Below are 26,734 nucleotides of genomic sequence, written 5' to 3'. Positions count from 1 at the left end.
TTCTAGCAGGGGCGGCGCCAGCATGCCCGTAAACGCGCGAATCGCCTTCGGCCGGGCTAATCGGAGCTGACCGTCCGGCCATCCGAAAATGCGTCGTACAATAGAAAACAACTTATAGGTTGATCAGTGCTTCCCTAGGTGAACCTGCGGGGAAGCTTTTGTGCATCGCCAGGAATAGCTGATAAATCCGATGCAGCTGGTCTTGTCGGTGCTCGGGCAGCCGATTGGAACTGCCGGGGGCGCGTACGCCTGTTCCCGTTGCACTCCTTCCGCCTTGCATTTCGCATCGAGGGGTGCAGGGCGGAAGGAAATTTTGTTGCAATCCCAGATGATCCGCCTATGTCTCGTCAACAGGAAGTCGACATTTGGGACAATCAAGCTACTGCATACACCGCCTTGCCCGTGTCTTGAAAGATGGTTTTCCGAGAGTTTCGGAGCGTGCGGGTCTGCAGCCTACCATGAGCTGCGGTAATGCGAATCGGTTGTAGGTAATGCGAATCGGTCGTAAGCAAATGGCGCAGCACCCTTTCCGTTTTCGGCCATTTCCCCTCGTCGCGCCCAACGTGGAACAGGTAGACGAACCAGTTCGGGTAGGACTGCATGTTCGCCTTCTTCATGTCCGGAAGGCGGAAGAGATAGCGCCTGAGCCAAGAGCAGAGGTTGTTCACCAGCTCCATGGCCTCAAGATATGCCGGGCCCGCTCTCGCGGCGCTGGGGTCGCGCATGATGATGCCAGCTCCATGGCCTCAAGATATTCCGGGCACGCTCCGAAACTCTCGGATAGTTTTTTTCGGGGGTGGAGTTCTTGCCATTTACACTGCCTTGCGCTTTGATATGCGCGCATCCCGAGGTGTCGAATTCGGAGGTCTCAAACTTTTCCGGATCACAGAAGGCCGAGCCGCCATCTCGAGAGCCAACTTCGGGGGTTTCTAGCTTTTCCGAATGCTGGAAAGCCGGAATCCACCCTTTTCGAGCCAACTTTGGGGGTTTCTAGCTTTTCCGGAACCTGCGATTTCGGTGGTCTTTCCGAATGGGAGGATCCGATTCCGAGTTTTCCCAGGTCAATGGCGTGCGAACGAGCTTGCCGCGCCACGCCGGCGTAATCGCGATGCCGGGTCAGGAAGCGAAAAAGCCAGAAAGCCCCGAAGTTGGCTCAAAATCCTCCGAAATCGACCATTCAGCTTCCGGAAAAGCTAGAAACCCCCGAAACTGGCTCCCCTCGGTAACGTCCGGGCAGAAGGGAGCTTCGAAATCGCCCTCTGCCCGGGGGCGCAGCTGGAATGCGGAAGGCGACGGAACCGCATAGGATGTGCTCCCGCCACCGGCATGCGGAAAATCGCCTACTTCTCGGAAGGCAGCGGAATCGCATAAGGTGTGCTCCCGCAACCTTCATCTTTGCTCTATCGACCCAGACATCAGGCGTATCTACTGCCTTGAAAACGCCTTGTCGTTCGATGGGCCAGATCTCGGATGCCGCTGCGGGGCGCCTGCCGCCTACTTGTGGTAGAAGCGGCGCTTCTCGTAGACCGGCTCGCAGCAGACGTGGATGCCGAGCCGCGTGTAGAGGCGCTCGTCGGCTTCCGAGAGGATCACGCTGAAGAAGGCGTCGCACCCTTTCAGGTCGCCGGTGTGCTGCAGGAGCATTTCCGCCTCCGGGTTCGTGGCGCTGCTGACCGAAAGCGCGATGAGCGTCTCGTCGGAGTGCAGACGAGGATTGGTGCTGCCCAGGTGCTGCGTCTTCAGATGGCAGATCGGTTCGATCACGGCATCGCTGATGACGTCGATGTCTGGGGTGCCCGCCGCGTACTTGAGCGCGTTCATCAGCGTGGACGACGCGGTGCCCAGCAAGTTGGACGTCTTCCCCGTGATGATCTTGCCGTCGGGCATCTCGATGGCGCCGGCGGGGGAGCTGGTCGCCTCGGCCTTCAGGAGGGCGGCGGTGCGCACTTCGAGATCGGTCTCCGTCACCTCCGCCTGGTTCATCAGCAGACGGAGCTTGGAGAGCTGTTCGGCATCCGCCTTTCCCCGTTTGACGTCCACCGCCGTGCGGAAATAGCGGCGCAGGATCTCGCGCTTCGCGGCGGCGCGGACGGCTTCGTCGTCCGCGATGGCGAGTCCCGCCATGTTGACCCCCATGTCCGTGGGGCTCTGGTATGGGCTTTCGCCCATGATCCGCTCCAACAGGGCGCGAAGCACGGGGAACACCTCGATGTCGCGGTTGTAATTGACGGTGGATTCGCCGTACGCTTCCAGATGGAAGGGGTCGATCGCGTTCGCGTCGTCAAGGTCGACCGTCGCCGCCTCGTAGGCGATGTTCACGGGATGGCGCAGCGGCAGGTTCCACACGGGGAACGTCTCGTACTTCGCGTAGCCGGCTGCCACGCCACGCTTGTGCTCGTGGTACATCTGCGACAGGCAGGTTGCCATCTTGCCGCTGCCTGGGCCGGGCGCTGTGACCACGACGAGCGGGTGCGTGGTTTCCACGAACTCGTTCTTGCCGAATCCCGCATCCGACACGATATGCTCGATGTCGGTGGGGTAGTTGGGGATGGGGTAGTGGAGGTAGCTGCGGACCCCGAGCCCCGTAAGCCGCATGCGGAACGCCTCGGCGGCGGGCTGGCCGGTGAACTGCGTGATAACCACGCCGCCCACGGCGAATCCCATGCTGCCGAACAGGTCGAGCAGGCGCAGCACGTCGTCATCGTAGCCGATCCCCAGGTCGCTGCGCATCTTGCTCTTCTCGATGTCGTTGGCGTTGATGCAGATGATGATCTCCACCTCGTCGACCATGCTCTGCAGCATGCGGATCTTGCTGTCGGGCTGGAAACCGGGGAGCACGCGGCTGGCGTGGTAATCGTCGAACAGCTTCCCGCCGAATTCCATGTACAGCTTCCCGTCGAACTCGCTGATGCGCTTGCGGATGTTGTTCGCTTGGAGCGTGATGTACTTCTCGTTATCGAAACCCTGGCGCATGCATAACCCTTCCATTCGGACGCATCGCGTTTCATGCTACTGCATCCAGTTGCGGCGACGCCCTTTTCTACAGCTTGCACGCCAAATCATCGCATGCCGATATTTCGGGATGGAAAGCGGGCGGAATCGCTTCGAGTATCGTGCCCGCCTTCGCACGTCAAATCTACCGCTTACCCATATTGTCGGGGATGGGAAGGACAGAAACGGTCTCCACGCACTACCATTCAAGAACGGTAGTGCACACCGTCGCAAAGAACCCAATCGCGGAAAGAAGGGACTTCGCATGGGAATATTGGATGGAAAAGTTGCAATCATCACCGGCGCTGCGCAGGGGATGGGCGAGAAGCACGCCCGACGCTTCGTGGCGGAAGGCGCCAAGACGGTGCTGACGGACATTCAGGATGAGGCCGGGCAGAAGCTGGCCGACGAATTGGGCGGGAACGCCGTCTACATGCATCTCGATGTTTCCGATGAGCAAAATTGGAAGGACGTGATCTCCAAGACGGAGGAGATGTGGGGTCCGCTGACCACGCTCGTCAACAACGCCGGTTACGGGAAGTTCCAGCTCCTGGACGATCTGACCGCTGAAGATTTCCAGCGCACGTTCGCCATCGACGAGATGGGCGTCGTGTTCGGCATGAAATGGGCGGCCCAGAGCATGAAGAAGGGTGGCGGGGGCTCCATCATCAACATCTCATCGGTCGACGGCCTGGTCGGGGCGGCGACCGCCGTCGCGTACTGCGGCAGCAAGCACGCTGTGACCGGCATGACCAAGGCCGCTGCCTGCGAATACGGCCCGCTGGGGATTCGAGTGAACAGCATCCATCCGGGCATCATCAAGACCCCGATGGCGGCGGGGGACGATGTGGTCGAGTTCCTGAAGCAACTGGAGCAGGACATCCCCCTGCGTCGGCGCGCCGAGCCCGAAGAGGTTTCCGGGCCGGTCGTATTCCTGGCTTCCGATGACTCCTCCTACGTCAACGGCGCTCAAATCGTCGTCGACGGTGGCTTGATCTGCGACCTGTAGGATCGCGCAGCCGGTCTGATTATTTTACGGCCGCCCCGCATGCGAGGCGGCCGCACGATGGGACGATGCACCCGGGCGCCTCTTCTGCCCGCGTTTGTGCAATCGGCGGATTTCCGACGGGCAACCTGTCTTTTCCGCCACCTACCTTGACCCTTTATCTTCGGGTTTTTACCCGCTCGTCCGAAGGTTCCTTCGCTCGCATATTGCGTCCGTGCGATACCCAGTCGAGATATGGAAGGCGAATCGCGCCGCAGGTTCGGGCCGGATGACCCTCGCCTGCGGCGCGCTTCGCGTCCTCGCTTGCGAACTAACCGCATCTGTTGCGCTTGGTTCGACAAGATTGCGGTTAGTATTGCGTTAGAGATGAAGAGTTACCTCCGCGATACCCCCTCCGAGTATATGTGGGGGAAGTGTGCAATCGCACCATTATGCCCCTAGGGGGTATAGAATCGCATCGAATTAGGAATACCGAACGCTTGATGGGGGAACGCGATGGCGGATGCTGAGATGGCGGATGCTGAGATGGCGGACGGAAAGCCCTGCTGCGGCGGGCGGTATAAGAACACGCCGCGTGCCGACGAGCTCCAGGCGGATTTGCAGAGGCGTTTGAACCGCGTCATCGGCCAGCTGAACGGCGTGAAGGCGATGCTCGACGACAACCGCTATTGCGGGGACGTGCTGGTGCAGCTTTCCGCTGCGGACAGCGCCATCAAGGGCATCGAGCGCATCGTGCTGCAAAACCATCTGAAGACGTGCGTGGTGGAGAAGGTCCAAGCCGGCGACGTTGAGGTGATCGACGAGGCCATGGACCTCATCAAGCGAGTGACGCGATAGGAACCAGGTTGGATATGAAGCAAACGTTCGATATAACCGGAATGTCATGCGCGGCATGCTCCGCGCGCGTCGACAAGACCACTCGCGAGGTGGACGGCGTCTCCGATGTCGCGGTGAACCTGCTGAAGAACAGTATGGAAGTGGAATACGAGCCCGACGCGACCCCGCAGCGGATCGAGCAGATCAACGAGATGATCTCCCGCGAGGTGGAGAAGTCGGGCTACGGCGCCGAGCCGCGGGCCGCTTTTACGCCGCAGGCGGGCAAATCGGGGAAGAGCAGCGCGCAGATCGCGCACGAGAAGCAGGTCAAGCTCTCCGAGGCGCAGGAGCGGCATATGCGGATGCGACTGATCGTCTCGATCGTGTTCTGCGTCCCGCTGTTCTACCTATCCATGGGCCCCATGTTCGGTTGGCCCCTGCCCGCTGCCTTCGCGGGCGAAGGGCATATGATGGTCGCCGCCTTGACGGAATTGCTGCTGGTCATCCCCATCGTGTTCGTCGACTTCAAATTCTTCAGCGGCGGCTTCCGCAGCCTGTTCTATCTATCGCCCAACATGGACGCGCTCATCGCCATCGGCGCAACCGCCTCGCTAGGGTACAGCATCGCCCAGATGTACGCGATGTTGGCCGCCTTGGGCGCAGCCGATTTCAGCACCGCGAAGGCGGCGTTCGGGGGGCTGTACTTCGATAGTGCCGGTATGATCCTCACGCTGATCACGTTGGGCAAATACTTCGAGGCGCGTGCGAAGGGCCGGACGACCGATGCGATCTCGAAGCTGATCGACCTTGCCCCGAAGCAGGCGACGGTGCTGAAGGACGGCGGGGAGGTCGTGCTCCCGATCGAGCAGGTGCTCCCCGGCGACGTGCTGGCGGTTCGCGCCGGCGAGACCGTGCCGCTGGACGGCGTGGTGCTGGAGGGCGCCGCGTCCGTGGACGAGTCGACGATCACCGGGGAAAGCGTTCCGGCGGACAAGCGGGAGGGCGACGACGTGACCGGCGCCACGATCAGCAGATCAGGTTATTTCACCATGCGCGTCACCAAGACGGGCGACGATACGGTGCTGGCGGGTATCATCGCGCTGGTGGACGAGGCGACCAGCAGCAAGGCGCCCATCCAGAACACGGCGGACAAGATCGCCGGCGTGTTCGTGCCCGCCGTCATCGGCTTCGCCGCGGTCGTGTTCGTCGGCTGGCTGATTGTCGGGGCGAACCTGCAGGCCGCCCTGAATTATGCGATCAGCGTGCTGGTCATCAGCTGCCCGTGCGCCCTCGGGCTGGCCACCCCCACCGCGATCATGGTGGGCACGGGCCGCGGTGCCTCGAACGGCATCCTCATCAAGTCCGCCGAATCGCTGGAGATTGCGGGCGAGGCCCGCACGGTCGTATTCGACAAGACGGGCACGATCACCACGGGCAAGCCCGGCGTGGTCGGCATCGTGGCCGCCGACGGGGGCGCGCCCCGGCTGGTCGCGCTCGCCTCCGCGGTAGAATCGGCAAGCGAGCATCCCCTCGCCCAAGCTATCGTATCCTACGCGGAGTCACAGGGCATCAAACCCGCCCCCGGGAAACTCGAGGGATTCGCGCAGATCCCCGGAGAGGGTGTCGCAGCATCCGTCGGAGGACGCAGCGTGCTGGCGGGCAACCTGCGCATGATGCGCGCCCACGGCGTATTGATCGGTCAGGCCGAAGAGCGTGCGCAGTCATTCGCTGACGATGGGGCCACGCCGCTCTTCTTCTCCGAGGATGGCGTGCTGGCGGGTGTGATCGCGGTCGCCGACGGCATCAAGCCGACCAGCGCCCGCGCAATCGCCGAGCTCCAGGCGCTGGGCATTGACACCATCATGCTCACCGGCGACAATTCGCGCACCGCCGCCGCCGTGCAGCGCCAGGCGGGCATCGGCGATGTGATCGCCGACGTCCTTCCCGCCGATAAGGAGCGGCAGGTCGCGAAGCTCGCGGAGCGGGGCCGCGTCATCATGGTGGGCGATGGCGTGAACGATGCGCCTGCGCTCGCCCGTGCCGATGTGGGCATCGCCATCGGCAGCGGCACCGACATCGCCATCGACAGCGCCGACATGGTCCTCATGCGCAGCGATTTGATGGATGTCGCGGCGGCCGTGCAGCTTTCCAAGCGCACGTTGCGCACCATCAAGCAGAACCTATTCTGGGCGCTCATCTACAACGTGATCTGCATCCCCATCGCCGCGGGCCTGTTCAGTTGGGCGGGCCTCACGATCAATCCGATGATCGGAGCGGCGGCCATGGGCTTCAGCAGCGTGTTCGTCGTCAGCAACGCCCTGCGCATGCGCACGTGGAAACCCGCTTTCGACACGCCCGCCCTGCAGGGCGGCACCCAGGTTCCAACCGCCCCGGTCATCGAGGTGGAGGATATAGAACGGTACGAGCGAAGGGAAGAGACGAATATGGAAGAGAAGACGCTCAACGTCGAAGGGATGATGTGCCAGCACTGCGTGAAGCACGTGAAGGATGCGCTGGAGGGGGTTGACGGCGTGGATTCCGCCGACGTCGATCTTGACGGGAAGAAGGCCACGGTCAGCCTCGCCGCCGATGTCACCGACGACGCCCTGGTCGCCGCCGTGGTAGGCGCCGGCTACGAAGCGAACATCGCCTAACGGGTTGCGCGGGCGAAATCGGAGGATCGGCGCGGGAGATCGCGCCGGCCCGCTTTTGGAGCGGCTACGCCGTTCATGCGGGGCAATCCCCCTCCCGTATCCGCATCGGTCGTCCGACCCTTCCGCCTTCGTTTCCTGCGGTTAGAAGTCCCAGCCCTTGCCCGTGGAGCCGAATTGCCCCATGAGCTCCTTCGTACGGGCGGTGATGGCGGTGCGCCCGTCCCTCATCAGCTTGCGGGGGTCGAACCCCTTGGGCTCGCGGTCCTTGCCGGCTTCGATGTAGGCGCGCACGGCATCGGCGAAGGCGATCTGCAGGTCGGTGTTCACGTTGACCTTGCACACGCCCAGGCTGATGGCTTTCTGCACCTGGTCCACCGGAATGCCGGTTCCGCCGTGCAGGACCAGGGGCAAATCGCCCGTCTTCGCCTTGATGGCCTCGAGCGCGTCAAAGTCAAGGCCTTCCCAGCCCTCGGGGTACACGCCGTGGATGTTGCCGATACCGCAGGCCAGGAAGTCGACGCCCAAATCGGCGATTTGCTTGCATTCGTCGGGGTCGGCGATCTCGCCCTTGGTGGAGCCTGCGTTCTCGCCGATGCCGCCCACTTCGGCCTCGATGGAGATGCCCTTCGAGTGCGCGAGCTTCACCAACTCCCCGGTGCGCTTCAAGTTGGTCTCGAAATCGGGTTCTTTGGACCCGTCGTACATGATGGAGGTGAATCCCGCCTCGATCGCCTCGAAACACGCCTCGTAGGTGCCATGGTCCAGATGCAGCGCCACAGGGACGGTGATGTTCTCGGTCTCGACGATGTTCTTCACGATGTCTGCCACCATCTTCAGGCTGGTCTGCCATTTGGCGGCACCGATGGAGCATTCGATGATCAGCGGAGACTGTGCCTCCTCCGCCGCGGTGATGATGGCGTCGGCCCATTCCAAGTTATTGGTATTGAAGGCGCCGAGGGCGTAGTGGCCCTTCTGGGCGGCTTGGAGCATTCCTTTGGCGTTGACGAGCATGGGGTTACCTCCTTGATCGGGATCCACAACCTTTCAATTATACCCAACTATCCCTTTTGCCCAGTGCGGACCAAGGTTGTTTGGGTTAAAGAAGGCTACTGCGTTGGTTGAAAAAGCAACCGCAACACTGGGGGTAAGAATTGGTATTCAACCGTTGCGGACCGGGGTCGTTTGGGCTAAAGTATCCGCGCTGACGTTCGAGAGCCGGAACCGTCGTTAACTACACTACCGGGCAGCGCACGCAACACGTGCGTTTTTTCTGCTCTCGTTTCGACGATGGAAACCGAGAGGAGAATCATCATGGTTTCGACCGGAAACGCCCCCAAGGCATTGGTGCTTTCAAGCGGGGGCTGCGATTCGACGGTGTGCACCGGGCTTGCCGTGCGCGATTTCGGCGTTGAGAACACCTCCACCGTATCCATGTTCTACGGGCAGCGGCACGCCAAAGAGCTGGACTGCGCGAAGGCGGTGGCGCTCCATTACGGGGTTGATCACTACGAGATTGACCTGGCGGGCACCCATATCCTGGACGCATCGACCTGCGCGCTTCTGGCGGGAGCCCCCAACGAGATCGAGCATTCCACCTATGCCGAGCAGATGGGCTCCGATGCCCGCGGCATGGCGAACACCTACGTCCCCTTCCGCAACGGGCTGTTCCTAAGCGCGGTCGCGGCGCTTGCGATGAGCATCTACCCGCAGCAGGAGGTGCACGCCTACATTGGCGTGCATGCCGACGAGGCGGCGGGCGGCGCGTATGCGGACTGCAGTCCCGAATTCGTGGACGCCATGGCGAAGGCGATCTCGATCGGCACCTACGGCCTGGTGAAGCTCGAAGCCCCCTTCGCGCATTCGAACAAGGCGGGCGTGGTGCGCGCGGGCCTTGAGCTGGACGTTCCCTTCAGGCTGACGTGGTCGTGCTACGAGGGCGGGAAAGTGCAATGCGGCACCTGCGCTACATGCTTGGACCGGCGTGCCGCGTTCGCCGCCAACGGCGTCGTCGATCCGGTGCCGTACGCCGAATAGCTTCCATCGAGATACAAGGAGAATCGGATGAAGAGATCCGACGTGCTGGCCATCTGCGCCGCGCTGGCCACGATGAGCATCATCGTGAGCAACATCATCACGAACAAGCAGCTCGATTTCCTGGGGCTCGCGCTGCCCGCGGGGAGCCTGCTCATTCCCGTCGACTACATCATCGGCGACCTGGTGGCAGAAGTGTACGGGTTCCGCGACGCGCGCCGCATCATACTGCTTGCGTTTGCGATGAACGCACTCGCGGTGGCCTTCTTCATGCTGGCGCTGGCGCTGCCGGGCTTCTCAACGTTCACGGCGCAGGCCTCGTTCGAGACGGTTTTGGGAACCACGCCCCGCATCCTCGTCGCCTCGTTAACGGCGTTCGCGGTGGGATCGCTCTCCAACGCGAAGATCATGCAGGTCATGCATGCGCGCGATGGCGAATCGCGCCTTGCGTGGCGCTGCATCGCCAGCACGCTCGTGGGCGAGACGCTGGACATGACGGTGTTCTCGCTGCTGGCGTTCGCCGGCGTGCTGCCGTGGAACGTCATCCTCCAGATGATCGTGTTGAATTCGGTGGTGAAGGTCGCCATCGAGATCGCACTGTACGCGCTGGCGACGCGGCACGTCATCCGCTGGGCGAAGACACTGAGCTAGGCGCTGCGGGCGGAGCGGAAGACCCTGCCGGATGGGTGCCCGCCGAACACGGAGCCGGGGCGGCGCGACCGCTGCTTACCCCTCATCTCCTTCATCCCCGGCGTCGATGGCGAGGGCATCCGCCGATGCTGCATCATGTGCTCCGAGCTCCGCTGCGCCCCGCTCGACCGCTTCGTGGGTCTCTGCGTACACGAGGTCCGCATAAGCCTGCTTGCCCGCGTCGGAGAGATGCTCGCCGTCGCCGGCGAAATACTCGTCGTGTCCCTCGCTTGCGGCGTGCCAATCGATGAGGTGCACGTTGTCGGCGGTTGCGGCGGCGTCGGCGATCACCTGGTTGTTCTGGTCCGACCAGCGGTTCGCGGAGCGCACGTTGACCAGATAGAGCTCCTTGTCCGGTCCGACCGCGTCCGCGATGCTGTCGATCTCGCCCCGGTCGAGCGGCGCGTTCGTTCCCGCGGAAAGCGCGACGACGGAGCCGACGACTCCCTTATCGAGGTAGCTTCGGTACGCCTCGGCGATCCGATCGGGGGTCCGACCCTCGGCACAGTCGATGCATCCGGCGGGGAAGGCGGTTGCGAGCTGGTCGCTTGCGGCAAGGGGTATGTCATCGCCCAAGAACAGGATGCTGTAGGAAAGGTCTGCCTCGGTGAGGGGCTTGTACCCGATCGTTTCCTTGATCAGATCGACGAACGCCGCCTCCCCGTCGCTGCCCTGCCTGATGTGCGTGCCGTCATCCCAGAACCAATCGTTTTGCTCCGCCGAAAGCCCGAACCAGTCGATCAACCCCACATTGCCATGGCGGTCGACGCACGCGCGTATCAACTGGTTGTTCGCGTCGCGGAACTCGTCCGGCATTCGGTTGCTGACGAACCACAGGCGCTTGTCGGGTCCGACGGCCTCGACGATGGATTCCAGCTCATCCTCGGTCAGATCGCCGTTGGTGCCCACCATGAACACCACGGTGTCGCCGACGATGCCGCGTTCCGCATAACTTTCGTACACGTCCAGGGCTTCTTTCGCCTGCCGCCCCACACGTCCGTCGATCAGGCCATGGGGGAAAGCCTCGGCCAGACGATCCTTCTCGCCCAAAACGACCGAGTCACCGATGATGACGATATCGTAGGCGCCCTGCGCCAGGGGCTGCTTGAGGGCGGCGGCGGTTATCCGCGCCTCGCCGGCGACGCCTCCCATCGCATCGACCGGGGGGACCAGCGCGATGCCGATCGCTCCGACCGCCAGGCATGCGGCGAAGGCTCCGGCGACGACCTGCTGGCCGAATGGAAGCGTCTCGCGCTTGGGGGAGGGGACCCGCTTCCCCTCGGGCGCGCCTACCGCCTGCCGCGCTGTCATCGTGTTCTTCAGCTTGCCGAACCAGCCGCCGTGCCGTATGGGTTCCTCCACATAGCGGAACGAAAGGTCTGCGGCGAGCAGCGACAAGCCGAACATCAGCGCCTGCATGTACCAGGGCGTGCCGGTGGTGCTGTTGCTGTCGGTTAGGAGCTCGATGATGGGATAGTGCCACAGGTACAGCGAATAGGAGCGCTGTCCGAGCCATACCAGCGGCTTGGCCGACAGCGCGCGGGCGATGAGCGTCCCCTGGGGGATGATGGCAGCAACCGCCGCCGTGGACAGCACCGACACCAAAAGGATGCCGCCGTAGTACGAGAATGGGCTGAATCCGTCGACAAGCACCATGATCGCCACGAGCGCGGCGACGCCTGCGAACCCCACGGCCTCGCAGAACGTGCGACCCTGCACGGTTCGTTCCGCGGGGGTGCTCCCCATGCGCTTGAACGGCCAGACGAAGGCGAGCCAGCATCCGAGCAGTATGCTCATCAGGCGCGTGTCGGTGCCGTAATACACGCGGGTCGGGTCCTGCCCGGGCACGTACAGCACGGCCATGAGGAGGGCCGAGACCGCCGTGGCGGCAAGCAGGCCGCGCTTGATGGCGGAGCGCCTCGCGGTGCGCATCAGCAGTAGGAGGATAGGCGGCCACAGCAGGTAGAACTGCCATTCGATCGCCAGCGACCAATAGCAGGTCAGCGGGCTTGGCAGCCCCGCCGCCTGGAAGTAGGATTCCTGCGCGGCGATCTTCGACCAGTTTATGTACATGAAGATGGAGGGCAGTATGTCACCTCTCATCTTGGTCAGGAGCACGTGGTCGAACAGCACGCAGAGCGCGGCCGTGCCCGCGATCATAGCGAGCACGGCGGGCATGAGGCGTCGGACGCGCCGGATATAGAAGTTCTTGACGTCGATGGTATGCGAGCGGGAGTACTCCTTCAGCATGCCGCTGGTGATCAGATAGCCCGAGATGATGAAGAACGAGGTGACGCCCATGAGGCCGCCCTGCGCCCACCGAAAGCCCATGTGGTAGAAGAGCACTCCCAAGCAGCAGATGGCGCGCAGCCCATCGATGGAATTGACGTATACCTTGTGCTTGTTGCTTGCGACGGACAAAGATTCTCCTTGCGGCCGATGCCTGGGATAACGTACCACAACGGACATGGAAAAAGCGGACGAACCGCTCGAGGGCTCGCCCGCTTCCGTTTAAGTGCGGGAATGGAGGAAGACGGCTAGTTCGCCAGGCCGACGCCGCCCTTGATGCCCTCGGCGGGCTTGACCACGCGCACGCGGTAGACGTTCGGAATCCGGCGGAGCTCTTCGATGGTCTCCTGGTCCAGCGGGGCGTCGGTGTCCACCAGGGTGTAGGCGTTCTCGCCGGCGGCCTCGTTGATCATGCGGGTGATGTTCACGTTGCGCGAGGCGAGCACGCCGGTGATCTGGCCGATCATGTTGGGCACGTTGGCGTGCAGCACGGCCACGCGTCCGCCGCTGGTGCAGGTTCCCATGTTGCAGTTGGGGTAGTTCACCGAATTGCGGATGTTGCCGTTGTCCAGGTAGTCCTTCATCTCGCCTAGGGCCATGCTTGCGCAGTTCGATTCCGACTCGCGCGTGCAGGCGCCCATGTGCGGGGTGACGATGGTATTCTTCATCTTCATGACGCCCGGGGTGGCGAAGTCGGTGATGAACAGGCTCAGCTGGCCGCTCTCCAGCGCGGCCGCCACGGCTTCCTCGTCGACGACCTCCTTGCGGGCGTAGTTCAGCAGCACGGCGCCCCTGTTCATCAAATTCAGCTGCTCGGTGCCGACCATCTTGATCGTGTCCTCCTTGGCGGGCACGTGGAGGGTCAGGTAGTCGCAGTCCGCGCACATCTCATTGAGGTCGGTGTCGCGGATGACGTCATGCGAAAGCTCGTAGGCGTGCTGCACGGAGATGAAGGGGTCGTAGCCGTGCACGTCCATCCCCAGGGACACGAGCGCGTTCGCGACCTTGCTGCCCACGGCGCCGGTACCGATGACCCCCACCTTGCGACCGATCGCCTCGCGGCCCACGAATGCCTTCTTCGCCTTTTCGGCGTCCTTCTCGATGGCGGGGTCGTCCGCATGGTCCCGGATCCACTTCTCGCCGCCGAGCGTGTCGCGCGAATTGAGCATGATCTGCCCCACGATGAGCTCTTTCACGGCGTTGGAGTTCCCGCCTGGCGCGTTGAACACCACGATGCCGCGGCGGGCGCAGTCCTCGATGGGGATGTTGTTGAAGCCCGAGCCCGATCGCGCAATGCAGCGCAGGTTCTCGGGGAATTCCATTTCATGAAGGCTCGAGGCGCGCACGAGCAGGGAATCGGCCTGCTCCAGATCCGTCGTTCCCATGTAACCGTCGCCCAGATCGGGCGTGCTGTCACGCGTGATGCCCGCAGCGATGTTGTCGATGATCTTTACGTACCGCACAGTCTTCAATTCCTTCCGTGTTGCCTTCCAGTCGGCTGCACCCGGTAGAATACCGGTATCCGGGTGACATTTCATAGTAGAATATACCCGTATATATCAACGCATGGAAGGAGTCGCATGTCCGAATACATTCGCAAAGTCTATATCACGGGGCATCTCCACCCCGATACCGATAGTATTTGCGCGGCGCTCAGCTATGCGTACCTGAAGAACCAGCTCGGCGAGGACACTCCCTACGAAGCGCGCCGGGCGGGTTCGCTCAACCGCGAAACGCAGTTCGTGCTGGATCATTTCGGCTTCGATGAGCCGCCGCTGCTGGTCAGCGTCGCCCCGCAGGTGAAGGACCTGGCGTACCAGAGGCTCAACGGCATCGATGGGGAGACCAGCCTCTACGATGCGTGGAAGCTGATGGGCGAGAACAACCTCGACACGCTGTGCATCGCCGACGAGGACCGCAACCTGCAAGGCCTGATCGCATTGAAGGATATCGCGCAGGCGAACCTGAACATATTCGACAAGACCATCCTGGGCGCGTCCGGGACCACGTACAAGAACGTGGTCACCACGTTGCAAGGCACGCTGCTGCAGGGTTGCCTCGATTGCACGATGCCCGAGGGGCGCATCAGCGTGGGCACCAGCCCCGAGATGATGCAGGACCATGTGCACGAGGGTGACGTCGTGCTCACCACCAACCGCATCGAAACGCAGCGCTTCGCCGTGCTCAGCGGCGCGAAGTGCCTGGTGGTGTGCAAGGGCGCCAAAGTGTCCGACGAGGTCCTCTCCCTGGCGGGGGAGGTCGGCTGCGCCATCGTCGCCACGCCGCTCGACACTTACGAGGCGGCCCGCGTGATAAGCATGGCGGTTCCCGTGCGCGCCCAGATGCTCCCGGCGGAGAAGATCGTCAGCTTCAACGTGGACACGCCCCTGTCCGAAGCGCAGAAGACGATCGCGCAGACGCGCCACCGCTTCTTCCCCGTGCTGAACGAGGACGGCAAATTCGTCGGCTCCGTCACGCCCCCGAACCTGCTCGACGTGAGCCCCAAGCACGTCATCCTCGTCGACCACAATGAGAAATCGCAGGCCGTGCGCGATCTGGACGACGCGGTGATCATGGAGATCATCGACCACCATCGCATCGGCAGCGTCGAAACCACGAGCCCCGCCGTGTTCCGCGCGGAGCCCGTCGGCTGCACGTGCACGATCCTGTACAGCATATTCCAGGAGAAGGGCATCGAGATCCCCGCGAACATCGCCGGCCTCATGATGTCCGCCATCCTCTCCGACACGCTGTGCTTCCGCAGCCCCACCTGCACCCCGCGCGACAAGCACGCCGGCGAGCAGCTGGCGAGGATCTGCGGCGAGGACATCGAGGAATACGCGGACGCCATGTTCGACGCGGGCGCCGCGCTCGACGGCCGCACGGCGGAGGACGTCTTCCACCAGGACTTCAAGGTGTTCAGCCGCGGCGACGTGAAATTCGGCGTGGGGCAGGGCAGCTTCATGACGGAGAACAGCCGAAAGGCGGCCGAGGGGCTTGTGGGGCCGTATCTGCCGGAAGGTGCGAAAGACGACGACCTCCCCGTCGTGTTCTATCTGTTCACCGACGTGAAGACGAGCAGCTCCGAAATCATGTGGACGGGCGAGGATGCCGAAGAAGTGGTGCGCCGCGCCTTCAATGTGGAACCCGAGGGCGGCATCGCCGACCTGCCCGGGGTCGTCAGCCGCAAGAAGCAGGTCGTGCCCGCCATCATGACCGCCATGGCGTCCGTGCTGGAGGAGAGGGGATAAAAGGCTTCGCCTGCGCCCCGAATGAGTCGTCCGTGCGCGTCCTGCCCAGCAGGCGCGCCGCTCGTGCTTCGCGCGCACGCACGGTTTCTGTCACGAGGATGTTCATCTTGCCGCGCAGCCGGTCCGTGCACGCGCGGCTGCCCCTTCGTCCTCAAGCCGTTCTCCCAGGACGCCAACCGCCAGCTGCGCTTGGCGGGCGATTGCTTCTTTCGAGCCCGCGGCGCTGGAGGGGCTTGTTGACGCAGGCGACGATTGCCTGCCCCGCCTGGCAAATCCGCACGAGCCGGATTTCTAGCGTTCAATCGCGGAAATATCGTGTTATGAATCTGCTATCCGTGTTACTGTTTTTATGCAGGCGTGATAAACAGAGGATAGGAGATCGAAATGGCCTGTTTTCTCGTACCGACGGGAGAGGCGATTGTTGCCTCCATTGTCAAAAACCGGGTGGACGCCCATGAGGATGGCGCTGCCGAAACCCCCGATGGCAAGCCGTCTTGGGGAACAAAGCTGAAGTGGTTGTGCAACATGCTGTGGGGCGGTGCCCTGCTGCTGTGCTTGGAGCATATCTGGCATGGTGAAGTGGTGCTGTATCCTCCATTCCTCACCGCCATGAATGACCCTGCCGACACGGCGACCATGCTCCAGGAAATGGGCACGGTGGGTGTCGGGATGGCTATTCTGGTCACCGTTGTATGGGTTGTGATGGTGCTGGTCGCCGACCGTGCCCCCGCGCTTGCCAGCCGTTTCAGCAAACAGCAAGGTTAGGGGGATGGCATGACGTTGATCCTTACCGCTCTTGCCGCGATCATCGCGACCATTATCGTATTCGCCCAGCCCCAGGTGTCTGACAAGTTCCATGTGGGGGCGCTGGCACTCATGTACTGGGGCGCATCCATCATGTGGGTTGTCGATGGATTCGCCTGCCTCGCCGAAGGCGAGCCGTTCGTGGAGCTGTCCGATGCTGCCGCCATGGCGGATGACGCCTTGCTCGGCGTATGCGTGATCGTCCTGGGCCTTGCCGCCTGGTTCGTGGTGCTCCTGGTCAAAGGCAGGGCGAAGACCCAGACCGCATAGAAATCATCTCGAAGAGAATTTTCGCCTGCATGACGAGCCCGTGCCCTTGGCGCGGGCTCGTTCTCTGCGCATCCTCTTTCGCGATGGCCGCCGCGCATCGCATGCCCCGCGGTTTCGCATTGAGCTTCGAATTGTCAACCGCTCGGGAAGGCCCGGGGCCCATGGGGGGAGGTGCGTCGTCGGCGTTAGCGGACCAATGTTCTGGAAATTGTTTCATATAAGCAATATAATGTACATTCATAATAAATACGAAAGGCGATCTAGATGGATTTCGAGTGGGACGAGGCGAAGGCGGAGGCCAACGAGGCCAAGCACGGAGTGACCTTCGAGGAAGCCGCCACGGTCTTCAGCGACGACTACGCCCGCGTGATCGACGACCCCGACCATTCCGACAAAGAGGACAGGTTCATCATCCTGGGCCTCAGCCTCAGGGCCCGCGAGCTCGTGGTGGTCCACTGCTATCGGCAGGATGAGGGAGCCATCCGGCTGATCTCCGCCCGCGAGGCGACGAAAAAGGAAACGAGCGAGTATTGGAGGTTCCGCCATGCGCGATGAATACGATTTCAGCGAGTCCCGCCCAAACCCCTATCCGAAGAAGCTCCGCAAGCCGGTCACGATGAACCTGGATGCGGACGTGATCGACTACTTCAAGGAGGAGTCCGCCCGCACGGGCATCCCGTACCAGAACCTGATCAACCTGTACCTGGCGCAGTGCGTTACGGAGCGCAAGCACGTCGCTTTTGCATAGTCGACGCTTAGATGCATGCCCCGATTCGGTGCATGTGCGTTTTTGCAGTGCGGCGAACCGGCTCGAAGTCTCGAGCGCTATCAGAAAGACGTCTACTGTTGCACCTCCACTCAGGTATTTCTGTGTTAGTGTCATTTACGGTCAATTATATTCTGTATTAGTGACAAAAATTTTTCCGGTTTAGAGTAAAATCTTATCGGAAATTTCTCTGAGTTAGTGATACAAGGAGCTGTGCATCAAATGCTCGAACGCGCGTTTTACCAAAAGCTGCTGAACTGGAAGCGGTCCAACGAGCGCAAAGCCCTGCTCGTGGACGGGGCACGGCAAATTGGCAAGACAACTCTTATCGAAGAGTTCTCTCGCCGCGAATACGCCGACTCCATCAAGATCGATTTCATTGAGGATTCGACCGCCGCAGCATACTTGGGCGAAGCGGCCTCCGCCAAGGACCTCATCGAGCGCCTCACCTTGCTCGTAGGCAAGCCGGTAGAGCCGGGCCGCACGCTCGTCTTCTTCGACGAGGTGCAAGAGGCGCCAAGGATCGTCACGCTCGTAAAATACCTCGTTCAAGACGGGCGATTTCCCGTCGTCATGTCCGGATCGATGCTGGGGGTGGAGCTCCATAACGTGCCGTCCTTCCCCGTTGGGTTCCTCCGCATCGAGCACATGTTCCCGCTCACATTCAACGAGTTCTGCCGTGCCCAGAACGTTCCCGAGGCCGTGATGAACTCCATAGGGAACGCCTTCCGCAACCGAGAGCCGCTCGAAGCCACTCTTCACGATAGGCTCATCCGGCTATTTCGCCTCTACCTGGTGGTAGGCGGCATGCCCGAAGCCGTGCAGCGCTATCTTGACACGCGCTACGACCTGGGCGCCGTGCGGACGACGCAAACCGATCTGGTCGCCCTGTACCGCCAGGACATCGCAAAATATGCCGGCAACCGCGCTCTGCAGGTGAAGGCGATATTCGACGAGCTGCCTGCCCAGCTCGCCAAGGAGAACAAGCGGTTCCAGCTGAAGTCCCTGCGTGACAAGGCGCGCTTCGAGCGGTTCGCGAATGATTTCGCCTGGCTGGTTTCTGCGAAGGCGGCCTTGAAGACGGTGAACGTAACCGAGCCCAAGTTCATGCTCAAGCGTACAGAGGAAGAAGCGCGCTTCAAACTGTACGCCTCGGACACCGGCATGCTCATGTCCGAGTATCCGACAGAAGTCGCGATGGCGGCGCTGGCGGGAGCCCGAGACGTCAATTACGGAAGCGTGTACGAGAACGCGGTCGCGCAAGCGCTCGCTGCCGCGGGGTCCCCTCTGCGCTACTACCACAACAACCGCAAAGGCGAGATCGACTTCCTCATCGAAACCGACCAGGCGAAAGTCGTGCCGGTGGAAGTGAAGTCCGGCAAGGACTACAAGCTGCACACCGCTCTCAACAACCTGCTTGGTACGCCCGATTTCGGCATCGAATACGCATACGTGCTGTTGGAGGCAAACGTTTCGACGAGAGAAAGGGCGGGCAAACCCGTGCACTACCTGCCGATGTATATGATGGATTGCGTGGCGAAGGAGGCATCTACGCGGGGACCAGCGGAAGTGCCCCTGATGATCGCGCCGCCTTCCTTCGCATAGCCCGTACATTCGTCGCGGGCATTGCTGCCGCTGCTAGACCGGCAAGCGCTATCCGGGGCACCTCGCGGACAAGGTGATTGTTCACTGCATCGAGCCGGTGTTCGTGAACGGCAGGGTGGACGATCCCTGCGAGGTCGTGCATCCCCCGTAGGCATCAGGTCGAGACGGGCCCGTAGGGATTTTCGAACCCAAGATATCTGCAAAAATGAAACCCGAAACGAAAAGTTAGGCGTTTTTCTGCTCGCCGGCGACGCGCATAACCATGTCAACGAGTCTCCCGGAGACGTAGAATCCGTTGGCGAGCATCCCCTCGAGTATGGGACGGACGTCCTCGACGACCCCGTCCCGCTTCGCACGGACGAGCACGCCCATGGTTCCGGTGACCGTCAGCCCCATGCTCTCTGCGGCGGTTCTCGCCGTGGCGTCGTCTATCAGGATAAGGTCGGCGGAAAGGTCCTGGGCTAGCAGCATTGCCTCCACCTCGCCGTCGTGCAGGCGGGAGCGGAATTCGCTTTTCCTCCCAGGGTCGCCGACATCTCTAATCTGAATCCAGTCGCAGGAGCGCACCGCGCGCGATGCGGCGTCGGACTTGGATGTGACCTCCAGGTAGACGGCGCGCGGGATGATGACGCCGCCGTAGAGCCTGCGAAGGATGTCAAGCTGGGAGACGTTGGCGAGGACGATCAGCGGGGTGCTGTCCGCAATCACCACCTTAGGCATTTGCCACCTCGGCGAGCAGCTGGTCCTCGCTGGCGTAGTCGAATATCGAGATGTGGTTTTCCCCCAGGAAGCGGATGAAATCAGCCTCTGGCATCTGGGCAAGGGCCGCGCAGTAGCCTACTGAGAACCCGCCGTGCAGGTACCAACCCATGGCGGTGTATCGTTGGGCGAGCGCACGTGCCTCGTCCATGCTCATATGGGCAGACTTCAATGCTTCGTCAGGCATAGTCATGGTTATTGTGCACATCGCCGCCTCCTCTGAGTCGTTGGGAAATTGCTTTATTGCTCAAGCAAATTGTAGCCTTTGCGCGCGGTGGGTGCCAGCCCGTTATCGACGAATGCTATAACGCTACACTGTGGCGTTTCCTCGTCGATAAGGCTCAAGGACCCTGCCGACAGCCTTTCCGGAAACATAGAAGCCGTTTACGAGCATTGTCACGGGTGCCGACGGCTGCTCTTGGTGCTTTCCGAGGTGCGCGTTGTTGACTCAATCAATCCGATCCCAAGACAAGCTTCTAAAAGATGCAAAATTCAGCAAGAGACGTTTCCAAAAATCGCATTCGAAGCTAAAATACATTTCTAAAAGATGCAACTCCCTCGTGAGGATCAGTATGCTTAAACGGAAGATCAGCGGCTATCTGAAAGCTTGGAAAGAGTCGCATGGCGATGAATGCCTGCTTGTCCAAGGAGCCCGCCAAGTTGGAAAATCCTATGCTATTGAGGCATTCGGGCATGCGGAGTACGAGAGCGTCATCTTGATTGACTTTGTCAAGCATCCCGATCTTATGGCAATTTTCAATGGGTCTCTCGAGCCTGACGACATCCAGTCGCGTATCTCGCTGCTCCTTCCCGGAGCAAAATATGTCGATGGAAGCACTTTACTGTTTCTCGATGAAATACAGGAGTGCCCCCAGGCTCGCTCTTCCCTAAAGTATCTCGCCGTGGACCGACGTATGGACGTTATCGCCTCGGGTTCTCTGTTGGGGATAAGGTTTCGCCAGATGGAGAACGCTCCCTCGCTTCCGGTTGGCTACGAGCGCCAAGTGACGATGCGGCCGCTCGATTTCGAAGAATACTTGTGGGCGCGTGGGTACGATGAGAATGCGATTGGCCTGTTGCGCGGATATGCTCACAAGATGGAATCGGTCCCCCAGGCTGTTCACAATGCGATGATGGGGCTATTACGGGAATACATCGCGGTAGGAGGGATGCCTGCCGTCGTTGACTCGTTCTGCTCTGGACGAGATTTCGGATCGGCGCACGACGCTCAGCTCATGCTTCACGACCTGTACCTAGACGACATCGCGCGTTATGCTCCGCCGGTCGAACGCGTGAAAGCGCGTGAATGCTATCTGTCGCTTCCAAGGCAGCTGGCGAAGGAGAATACGAAGTTTCAATACAGCGTAGTGCAAAAGAAGGGGAGTGCCCGAAAGTTCGATGGATCGGTTTCTTGGATTGTAGGTGCGGAAATGGCGCTCGAATGCCGTAGCGTGAGCATGCCAACGTTTCCGCTCGAATCGTACGAAAGTGATGCTTTCCGCTTATACGCCAATGACACGGGCATGCTCATGGCGATGTATGACTTTGAGATGAAGGCTGCCGTGGTCGACGATACCTTGAAAGGGCCCATGAAAGGCGGGCTTTACGAGAACTTGGTCGCCTGTATGCTCGCGAGCAAGCAGCTCGCGTTGCGCTACTGGCTCTCATCGGACACCAAGCATGAAATCGAGTTCCTGCTCGACGGGCCCCATGCTAGTGTCGTGCCCATAGAGGTCAAGGCATCACGCGATTCGACCGTTTCGCTTAACGAGATGCTGTCTCGCGAAGATGTGCGGGTCGGCTACAAACTTACCGGAGGGAATGTCGGGGCGGCGGGGAAAAAGATGACATTGCCTTTGTACCTCGGAGCTTTTGCCGACTTCAGGTAGTCCAAGGAAGAATGGTCTGCAGACCCCTCGCACAGAGGGTTGCTCATCATGGGCGCCCGGCAAGTCGGTAAAACCACCTTGGTCCGTCAGCTTGGCCGGTCTCACTACGAAAGCGTCGCGGAGATCAACTTCTTCGACAACAAGGTGGCGGTTGAAACCGCTATCGCGGCCACAAGCGCCGACGATCTGTTCCTGCGCCTTTCCGTCTTGGCGCGCACGGAATTCATTCCCGGCAAGACGCTCATTTTCCTCGATGAGATTCAAGAGTGCCAGCGGGTCAACGGGACGATTGATGCTCTCACCTGGCTGAAGTTCCTGGTCGAGCGCACCGGCTGCGACTACATTTTTCCGGTTCGCTGCTTGGGCTCGACACGTTCGGCACGACTTCGCTGCCCTCGAGACCGCTTTCGACTGGCTTCAGCACGTTGGCGTGGCCATCTCTGCACTCAAAGTTGGGGAGCCCGTGTTCCCGCTTGCCCGCAAGAGAGGACCGTTCGACGCTGAAGCTGTACATGAACGATGTAGGGCTTTTGACTTCCCAACCTTTCGAAGGCGTTGATTTGGATATTCTCAACCGCCGTTCGGATATCAACTTCGGCTCCCCTCCGTGTCGCAGGAACGACGGGAACAACCCTCTTCATGTTGGCGCGCCCGTCCCTCTGGCCTCGCGCTTCCCTTCGTGCCGTCAGCGCATACCTCTGCATGGCGTTTCACGGGAGGGCGCCGTGCCAACTAATGACCCGGCTCCTTCCCGATTTTCGTCCGGCGTTTGGGATAAGATGATTCCGGGCGAAGGGGATGATCGGAATGCGGATCGCAGTCGTTACGGGCGCGTCGAGCGGACTGGGGCGCGAGTATGCGCTGAGCGCCGACCGCGAGGGAACGTATGACGAGATCTGGGCGATAGCGCGACGTGCGGAGCGGCTGCAGGAGCTTGCGGCGAAATGCACGACCCCGGTGCGCGCGGTGTGCCTGGATTTGGCGGACAAATCTGCCGCCCAAGAGCTCAAATCCGATCTCGAGCAGGCCGACTGCGAGGTGAGCCTGCTGGTCAACGCGGCGGGGCTCGGCAAGTTCGGCACGTGGGAAAGCCTGACCCAGGGGAAGTGGACGCCATGATCGACGTGAACTGCCGCGCGCTGGTCGACGTGACCCAGGCGTGCCTGCCGCACATGGGCAGGGGCGGGCGCATCATACAGGTCGCGTCGAGCGCGTCGTTCCAACCGCTGCCGGGCATGAACGTGTACGCGGCGTCCAAAGCGTTCGTGCGCAGCTACACGCGCGCCCTGCGTTGGGAGCTGCTCGGACGCGGCATCTACGTGACGGCGGTCTGCCCGCTGTGGGTGAAAACCGAGTTCATCAGCGTCGCGCGTGAAACCGCAGACGGCCAGGCGGTGCGCCACCCTCGGCCGCAACTGACTGCACGGCATGTGGTGCGCTGGTCGCGCTTCGTGAACCGCTGCAATTACCCCATCGCCACCTGCGATTTGATCGCCTTCCTCATGCGCGTTTGCGGGAAAATCGTGCCCGCCCCTGTGATCATGGCAATCTGGCAAGCCGTTCGCCGCGTGTAGCCAGACCTTGCTTTAGCTATTCGATGCTCGGCGGATCGAGGCGGCGGCAACCGCCCAGGTGCTTGCGCGGGCGGCTCCGGCAGCGCTGCTCTGCGGGAAAGCAGCACAAGGATAGTCTGCTGGGGAAACCGAATCCCCTCCATTCCTCGCACCTGCGCCCCATGCTGCAGGTTGAGTGGAATATGAGCGAGCGGATAGCACGGCCGGGAATACGAAGGTAGAATACTCGGCTAGCAAATTACCTGGTAGGGAAAGAATGAGCAGATGAAGTATATGACCACCGCGGAAATCCGTGAAGCGTACCTCGAGTATTTCGAGGCGAAGGGCTGCAAGCGCATGCCGTCCAGCAGCCTCATTCCCGACGATCCCAGCCTGCTGCTCACCAGCGCGGGCATGGTGCAGTTCAAGCCGTACTTCTTGCAGCTCAAGCACATGGAGGAGCCCTACATCGGCGCGACCACGGCGCAGAAGTGCGTGCGGACGAACGATATCGATATCATCGGCACCGATGGCCGCCACCTGAGCTTTTTCGAGATGATGGGCAACTTCAGCTTCGGCGCGTACTTTAAGAAGGAGATGTGCGCATGGGCCCTGGACTTCAGCGTGAACGTGCTGGGACTGCCCTTCGAGAAGCTGTACTTCACCGTGTTCGAGGACGATGACGAGACCATCGAGATCTGGAAGGGCCTGGGGGTCAACCCCTCGCACATCACCAAACTGGGCGAGGATGACAACTTCTGGCGCGCCGGACCCACGGGGCCGTGCGGCCCCTGCTCCGAGATCTATTTCGACCAGGGAGAGGACGTCGGCTGCGGGCGCCCCGATTGCGCGCCGGGGTGCGATTGCGACCGCTTCCTCGAGTACTGGAACCTGGTGTTCACTCAGTACGACGGCCAGGAGGACGGCTCGTTCAAGCCGCTGCCCAAAAAGAACATCGACACCGGCATGGGCCTGGAGCGCATCGCCGCGATCATGCAGGGCGTGCAGAGCAACTTCGACACCGATGTGCTGCGCGGCCTGGTCGCCGTGGGCGAGCGTGTGACGGGCAAGGTCTACGGCGCGAACGAGGCGGATGATATGGCGTTGCGCGTCATGGCGGACCACGCTCGCAGCGTCACCTTCATGATCGCCGACGGCATCCTGCCGGGCAACGAAGGCCGCGAGTACGTGCTGCGCCGCCTGCTGCGGCGCGCCGTGATGAAGGGCAACCTGCTGGGCGCCGAGGGCGCGTTCATGGGGAGGTTCGTGGATCAGATCATCGAGGTGATGGGCGACGTGTACCCCGAGATCGTCGAGAATCGCGAGCTCATCCACCGGGTCGTGCTCTCCGAGGAGGAGCGTTTCGGCGCCACGCTGCGCCAGGGCCGCGCCTATCTGGCGGAGGCCTTGGAGCGGCTGGACGGCGACGAGCTTTCCGGCGCGACCGCATTCACGCTGCACGACACCTACGGCTTCCCCTTGGAAGTGACCGAGGAGATCTGCGCTGAGAGGGGCATCTCGGTGAACCGCGGCGAATTCGATACCTGCATGGAGCAGCAGCGGACCCGCGCCCGCGCGGCAACGCAAGATGATGCCGAAGCCGCATGGAGCACCTACGACGGCAGCATGAGCGCGCTTCTGGAGGAGATCGGCGCAACGGAGTTCGTCGGCTACGACAGCGACGAGGCATCCTCCACGGTGCGCGCGATCGTGCGTGACGGCAAGCGGGTCGATGCGCTGCACGCGGGCGAGGAGGGCGGTGTCGTCCTCTCCGAGACGCCGTTCTACGCCGAGATGGGAGGCCAGGTCGGTGACACCGGGACCATCACGGGCCCGCGGGGCGCGGCACGGGTCACCGACACGAAGGCCCCGGAAGGCGGCCTTGCCCTGCACTACGTCCGTATAACGGAGGGCGCGCTTGCCGTCGGCGATAAGGTTTCCGCGACCATCGACGCGCTCCGCCGCGAGCGCATCCGCCGCAACCACAGCGCCACGCACGTGCTGCACTGGGCGCTGCGCATGGTGCTGGGCGACCATGTGAAGCAGGCGGGCAGCTATGTCGCCCCGGACCGCCTGCGCTTCGACTTCACCCATTTCGAGGCATGCACGCGCGATCAGCTGGACGAGGTGGAGCGCATCGCCAACCGGAAGATCATGGAGAACCTGCCCGTCGCCACGTACGAGACAAGTTTGGATGAGGCCCGCGCGGCGGGCGTGACGGCTCTCTTCGGCGAGAAGTACGGCGATACCGTGCGCGTCGTCGACATGGCGGGCTTCAGCCGGGAACTGTGCGGCGGCACCCATGTGCGCCAAACCGCCGAGATCGGCCTGGTCAAGATCACCGGCGAGCAGAGCGTGGGCGCGAACCTGCGCCGCGTCGAGGCGATCACAAGCTTCGATGCCTTGGCCTACCTGAACAAGGTGGAATCCGAGCTGCGCCAGACGGCGGCCGAGCTGAAGGTGCCGCTGCTCGAAGTGGCCGATCGTGCCGCCGCGAACGTGGCGGAGCTCAAAGAGGCGACCGGCAAGCTGAAACGCAACAAGCAGGCCGTGATGGAGGGCAGCATCCTCGAGAACGCTAAGTCGGGCAAGCAGACGTCCGCCGCCGGCTACCCGGTGTACCTGCTGAAGGTTGCGAACCTCGATGCGGGCGCGTTGCGCAACGCCTGGGACGTCATCCGCTCCCGCGAGGGGGATGCATGTGCGGTCGTGCTAGCCGACGACAACAACGGCAAGCCCCTGCTCCTAGCTGCCGGAACAGATGCCGCCGTGGCGGCAGGATTCCACGCCGGCAATCTGATCAAGCAGATCGCGCCCACCATCAGGGGCGGCGGCGGCGGCAAGCCTGGCATGGCGCAAGCCGGCGGAAAGGATGCCGCCGGCTTGGACGCCGCGCTGAGCAAAGCCCGCGAAATCCTCCTGTAGGCGAGCCGCGACCGACGTGCATGAGGATCATGGCGCTCGACATAGGCGAGACCCGCATCGGGGTGGCTATCAGCGATCCCGACGGCGTGGTGGCGAGCCCTGTGTGCGTCATGCCCTCCCGCGATGTGCTGCAGAACGCGCCCTCGTGGCGGCGCCTCCTCAGAGATTGGGAACCCGACCTGCTCCTTTCCGGACTTCCATACTCCCTTTCGGGGAAGGAAGGCCCCCAGGCTGCCCGCATCCGCGCCCATGCGGAAAAGATCGCCTCCGCGGCGCACCTGCCGCTCGAGTTCGCCGACGAGCGCTTGAGTTCGCGCGAGGCCAAGCGGGCATTGCGTGAAAAGGGCTTGAGCGAACGCGAAATGCGGGGGAAAGTGGATATGATAGCCGCAAGTCTGTTCCTGCAGTCTTGGTTAGATGAGAAAAGGTAAGCAT

General features: G+C 61.9%; 22 protein-coding genes and 1 pseudogene. 16 read left to right on the top strand and 7 right to left on the bottom strand.

Annotation, left to right across the window (positions count from 1 at the left end):
* Nucleotides 1-374: 374 nt before the first annotated feature.
* Both NOV21_RS11280 and NOV21_RS11275 read right to left on the bottom strand, forming a co-directional pair.
* Nucleotides 375-725 carry a hypothetical protein gene (locus NOV21_RS11280; protein ID WP_283171146.1) on the bottom strand — a complete coding sequence of 117 codons (351 nt, stop codon included), beginning with the start codon at nt 723-725 and terminating at the stop codon, nt 375-377.
* 769 nt (nt 726-1,494) lie between these two features.
* Nucleotides 1,495-2,973, bottom strand: coding sequence for a DUF1846 domain-containing protein (locus tag NOV21_RS11275; protein WP_283171145.1), 1,479 nt, complete (start codon nt 2,971-2,973; stop codon nt 1,495-1,497).
* 283 nt (nt 2,974-3,256) lie between these two features.
* Here NOV21_RS11275 and NOV21_RS11270 point away from each other — a divergent pair, with 283 nt between their 5' ends.
* From NOV21_RS11270 to NOV21_RS11260, 3 genes are all read left to right on the top strand, one after another.
* Nucleotides 3,257-4,000 (top strand): glucose 1-dehydrogenase, encoded by a 744-nt coding sequence (locus NOV21_RS11270; RefSeq protein ID WP_283171144.1) that lies wholly within the window; start codon nt 3,257-3,259, stop codon nt 3,998-4,000.
* Nucleotides 4,001-4,492: 492 nt separating this feature from the next.
* Nucleotides 4,493-4,834 carry a metal-sensing transcriptional repressor gene (locus NOV21_RS11265; protein ID WP_283171143.1) on the top strand — a complete coding sequence of 114 codons (342 nt, stop codon included), beginning with the start codon at nt 4,493-4,495 and terminating at the stop codon, nt 4,832-4,834.
* Between the two features lie 14 nt (nt 4,835-4,848).
* Nucleotides 4,849-7,467 (top strand): heavy metal translocating P-type ATPase, encoded by a 2,619-nt coding sequence (locus NOV21_RS11260; RefSeq protein WP_283171142.1) that lies wholly within the window; start codon nt 4,849-4,851, stop codon nt 7,465-7,467.
* Between the two features lie 141 nt (nt 7,468-7,608).
* Here NOV21_RS11260 and NOV21_RS11255 read toward each other — a convergent pair whose 3' ends face one another.
* On the bottom strand, nt 7,609-8,478 hold the full coding sequence (locus NOV21_RS11255; RefSeq protein WP_283171141.1) for a class II fructose-bisphosphate aldolase: 870 nt from the start codon (nt 8,476-8,478) through the stop codon (nt 7,609-7,611).
* 300 nt (nt 8,479-8,778) lie between these two features.
* Here NOV21_RS11255 and NOV21_RS11250 point away from each other — a divergent pair, with 300 nt between their 5' ends.
* Together NOV21_RS11250 and NOV21_RS11245 are read left to right on the top strand one after the other, a co-directional pair.
* Nucleotides 8,779-9,501 (top strand): 7-cyano-7-deazaguanine synthase, encoded by a 723-nt coding sequence (locus NOV21_RS11250; protein ID WP_283171140.1) that lies wholly within the window; start codon nt 8,779-8,781, stop codon nt 9,499-9,501.
* A 27-nt stretch (nt 9,502-9,528) separates the two neighbouring features.
* Nucleotides 9,529-10,149, top strand: coding sequence for a queuosine precursor transporter (locus NOV21_RS11245; RefSeq protein ID WP_283171139.1), 621 nt, complete (start codon nt 9,529-9,531; stop codon nt 10,147-10,149).
* 75 nt (nt 10,150-10,224) lie between these two features.
* Here NOV21_RS11245 and NOV21_RS11240 read toward each other — a convergent pair whose 3' ends face one another.
* Together NOV21_RS11240 and NOV21_RS11235 are read right to left on the bottom strand one after the other, a co-directional pair.
* Nucleotides 10,225-12,609 carry an acyltransferase family protein gene (locus tag NOV21_RS11240; RefSeq protein ID WP_283171138.1) on the bottom strand — a complete coding sequence of 795 codons (2,385 nt, stop codon included), beginning with the start codon at nt 12,607-12,609 and terminating at the stop codon, nt 10,225-10,227.
* A gap of 116 nt (nt 12,610-12,725) precedes the next feature.
* Nucleotides 12,726-13,940, bottom strand: coding sequence for a phosphoglycerate dehydrogenase (locus NOV21_RS11235; protein ID WP_283171137.1), 1,215 nt, complete (start codon nt 13,938-13,940; stop codon nt 12,726-12,728).
* 117 nt (nt 13,941-14,057) lie between these two features.
* On the opposite strand from NOV21_RS11235, the gene NOV21_RS11230 reads away from it, so the two are divergent.
* The 6 genes from NOV21_RS11230 (at nt 14,058) to NOV21_RS11205 (ending at nt 19,173) form a co-directional block, all read left to right on the top strand.
* Complete coding sequence (locus NOV21_RS11230; RefSeq protein ID WP_283171136.1) at nt 14,058-15,728, top strand: putative manganese-dependent inorganic diphosphatase; 1,671 nt, start codon at nt 14,058-14,060, stop codon at nt 15,726-15,728.
* A 384-nt stretch (nt 15,729-16,112) separates the two neighbouring features.
* A complete protein-coding gene (locus NOV21_RS11225) occupies nt 16,113-16,493 on the top strand; it encodes a hypothetical protein (protein ID WP_283171135.1) in 381 nt (126 codons plus the stop codon).
* A 9-nt stretch (nt 16,494-16,502) separates the two neighbouring features.
* Nucleotides 16,503-16,802, top strand: coding sequence for a hypothetical protein (locus NOV21_RS11220; protein WP_283171134.1), 300 nt, complete (start codon nt 16,503-16,505; stop codon nt 16,800-16,802).
* A gap of 264 nt (nt 16,803-17,066) precedes the next feature.
* Nucleotides 17,067-17,357, top strand: coding sequence for a BrnT family toxin (locus NOV21_RS11215; protein ID WP_283171133.1), 291 nt, complete (start codon nt 17,067-17,069; stop codon nt 17,355-17,357).
* The gene (locus tag NOV21_RS11210) at nt 17,347-17,550 is read left to right on the top strand and encodes a BrnA antitoxin family protein (protein WP_283171132.1); all 204 of its coding nucleotides are present in this window, start codon (nt 17,347-17,349) and stop codon (nt 17,548-17,550) included. Before NOV21_RS11215 ends, NOV21_RS11210 begins: the two co-directional genes overlap by 11 nt.
* A gap of 240 nt (nt 17,551-17,790) precedes the next feature.
* Nucleotides 17,791-19,173, top strand: coding sequence for an ATP-binding protein (locus tag NOV21_RS11205; RefSeq protein WP_283171131.1), 1,383 nt, complete (start codon nt 17,791-17,793; stop codon nt 19,171-19,173).
* A 225-nt stretch (nt 19,174-19,398) separates the two neighbouring features.
* On the opposite strand, the gene NOV21_RS11200 is transcribed toward NOV21_RS11205, so the two are convergent.
* Together NOV21_RS11200 and NOV21_RS11195 are read right to left on the bottom strand one after the other, a co-directional pair.
* Nucleotides 19,399-19,893, bottom strand: coding sequence for a PIN domain-containing protein (locus NOV21_RS11200; RefSeq protein WP_283171130.1), 495 nt, complete (start codon nt 19,891-19,893; stop codon nt 19,399-19,401).
* The gene (locus NOV21_RS11195) at nt 19,886-20,140 is read right to left on the bottom strand and encodes a UPF0175 family protein (RefSeq protein WP_283171129.1); all 255 of its coding nucleotides are present in this window, start codon (nt 20,138-20,140) and stop codon (nt 19,886-19,888) included. Before NOV21_RS11195 ends, NOV21_RS11200 begins: the two co-directional genes overlap by 8 nt.
* A 364-nt stretch (nt 20,141-20,504) precedes the next feature.
* On the opposite strand from NOV21_RS11195, the gene NOV21_RS11190 reads away from it, so the two are divergent.
* From NOV21_RS11190 to ruvX, 5 genes and pseudogenes are all read left to right on the top strand, one after another.
* Nucleotides 20,505-21,821, top strand: coding sequence for an ATP-binding protein (locus NOV21_RS11190; RefSeq protein WP_283171128.1), 1,317 nt, complete (start codon nt 20,505-20,507; stop codon nt 21,819-21,821).
* Between the two features lie 39 nt (nt 21,822-21,860).
* Nucleotides 21,861-22,325, top strand: a complete 465-nt coding sequence (locus NOV21_RS11185) for an ATP-binding protein (RefSeq protein ID WP_283171127.1) — start codon at nt 21,861-21,863, stop codon at nt 22,323-22,325.
* A 294-nt stretch (nt 22,326-22,619) separates the two neighbouring features.
* Nucleotides 22,620-23,165, top strand: a pseudogene (locus NOV21_RS11415) (SDR family NAD(P)-dependent oxidoreductase); the annotation flags it as partial.
* A 494-nt stretch (nt 23,166-23,659) separates the two neighbouring features.
* Nucleotides 23,660-26,299, top strand: coding sequence for an alanine--tRNA ligase (gene alaS, locus NOV21_RS11170; RefSeq protein ID WP_283171124.1), 2,640 nt, complete (start codon nt 23,660-23,662; stop codon nt 26,297-26,299).
* Nucleotides 26,300-26,319: 20 nt separating this feature from the next.
* Nucleotides 26,320-26,730: a Holliday junction resolvase RuvX gene (gene ruvX / locus NOV21_RS11165; RefSeq protein ID WP_283171123.1), complete on the top strand. Its 411-nt coding sequence runs from the start codon at nt 26,320-26,322 to the stop codon at nt 26,728-26,730.
* Nucleotides 26,731-26,734 lie beyond the last annotated feature (4 nt).

This window comes from Curtanaerobium respiraculi (assembly GCF_024609215.1).
GTDB classification, from domain to species: Bacteria; Actinomycetota; Coriobacteriia; order Coriobacteriales; family Eggerthellaceae; genus Curtanaerobium; species Curtanaerobium respiraculi.
The sequence above is the reverse complement of the archived record's forward strand: the minus strand, read 5'-3'. Positions and strand labels throughout refer to the sequence as shown.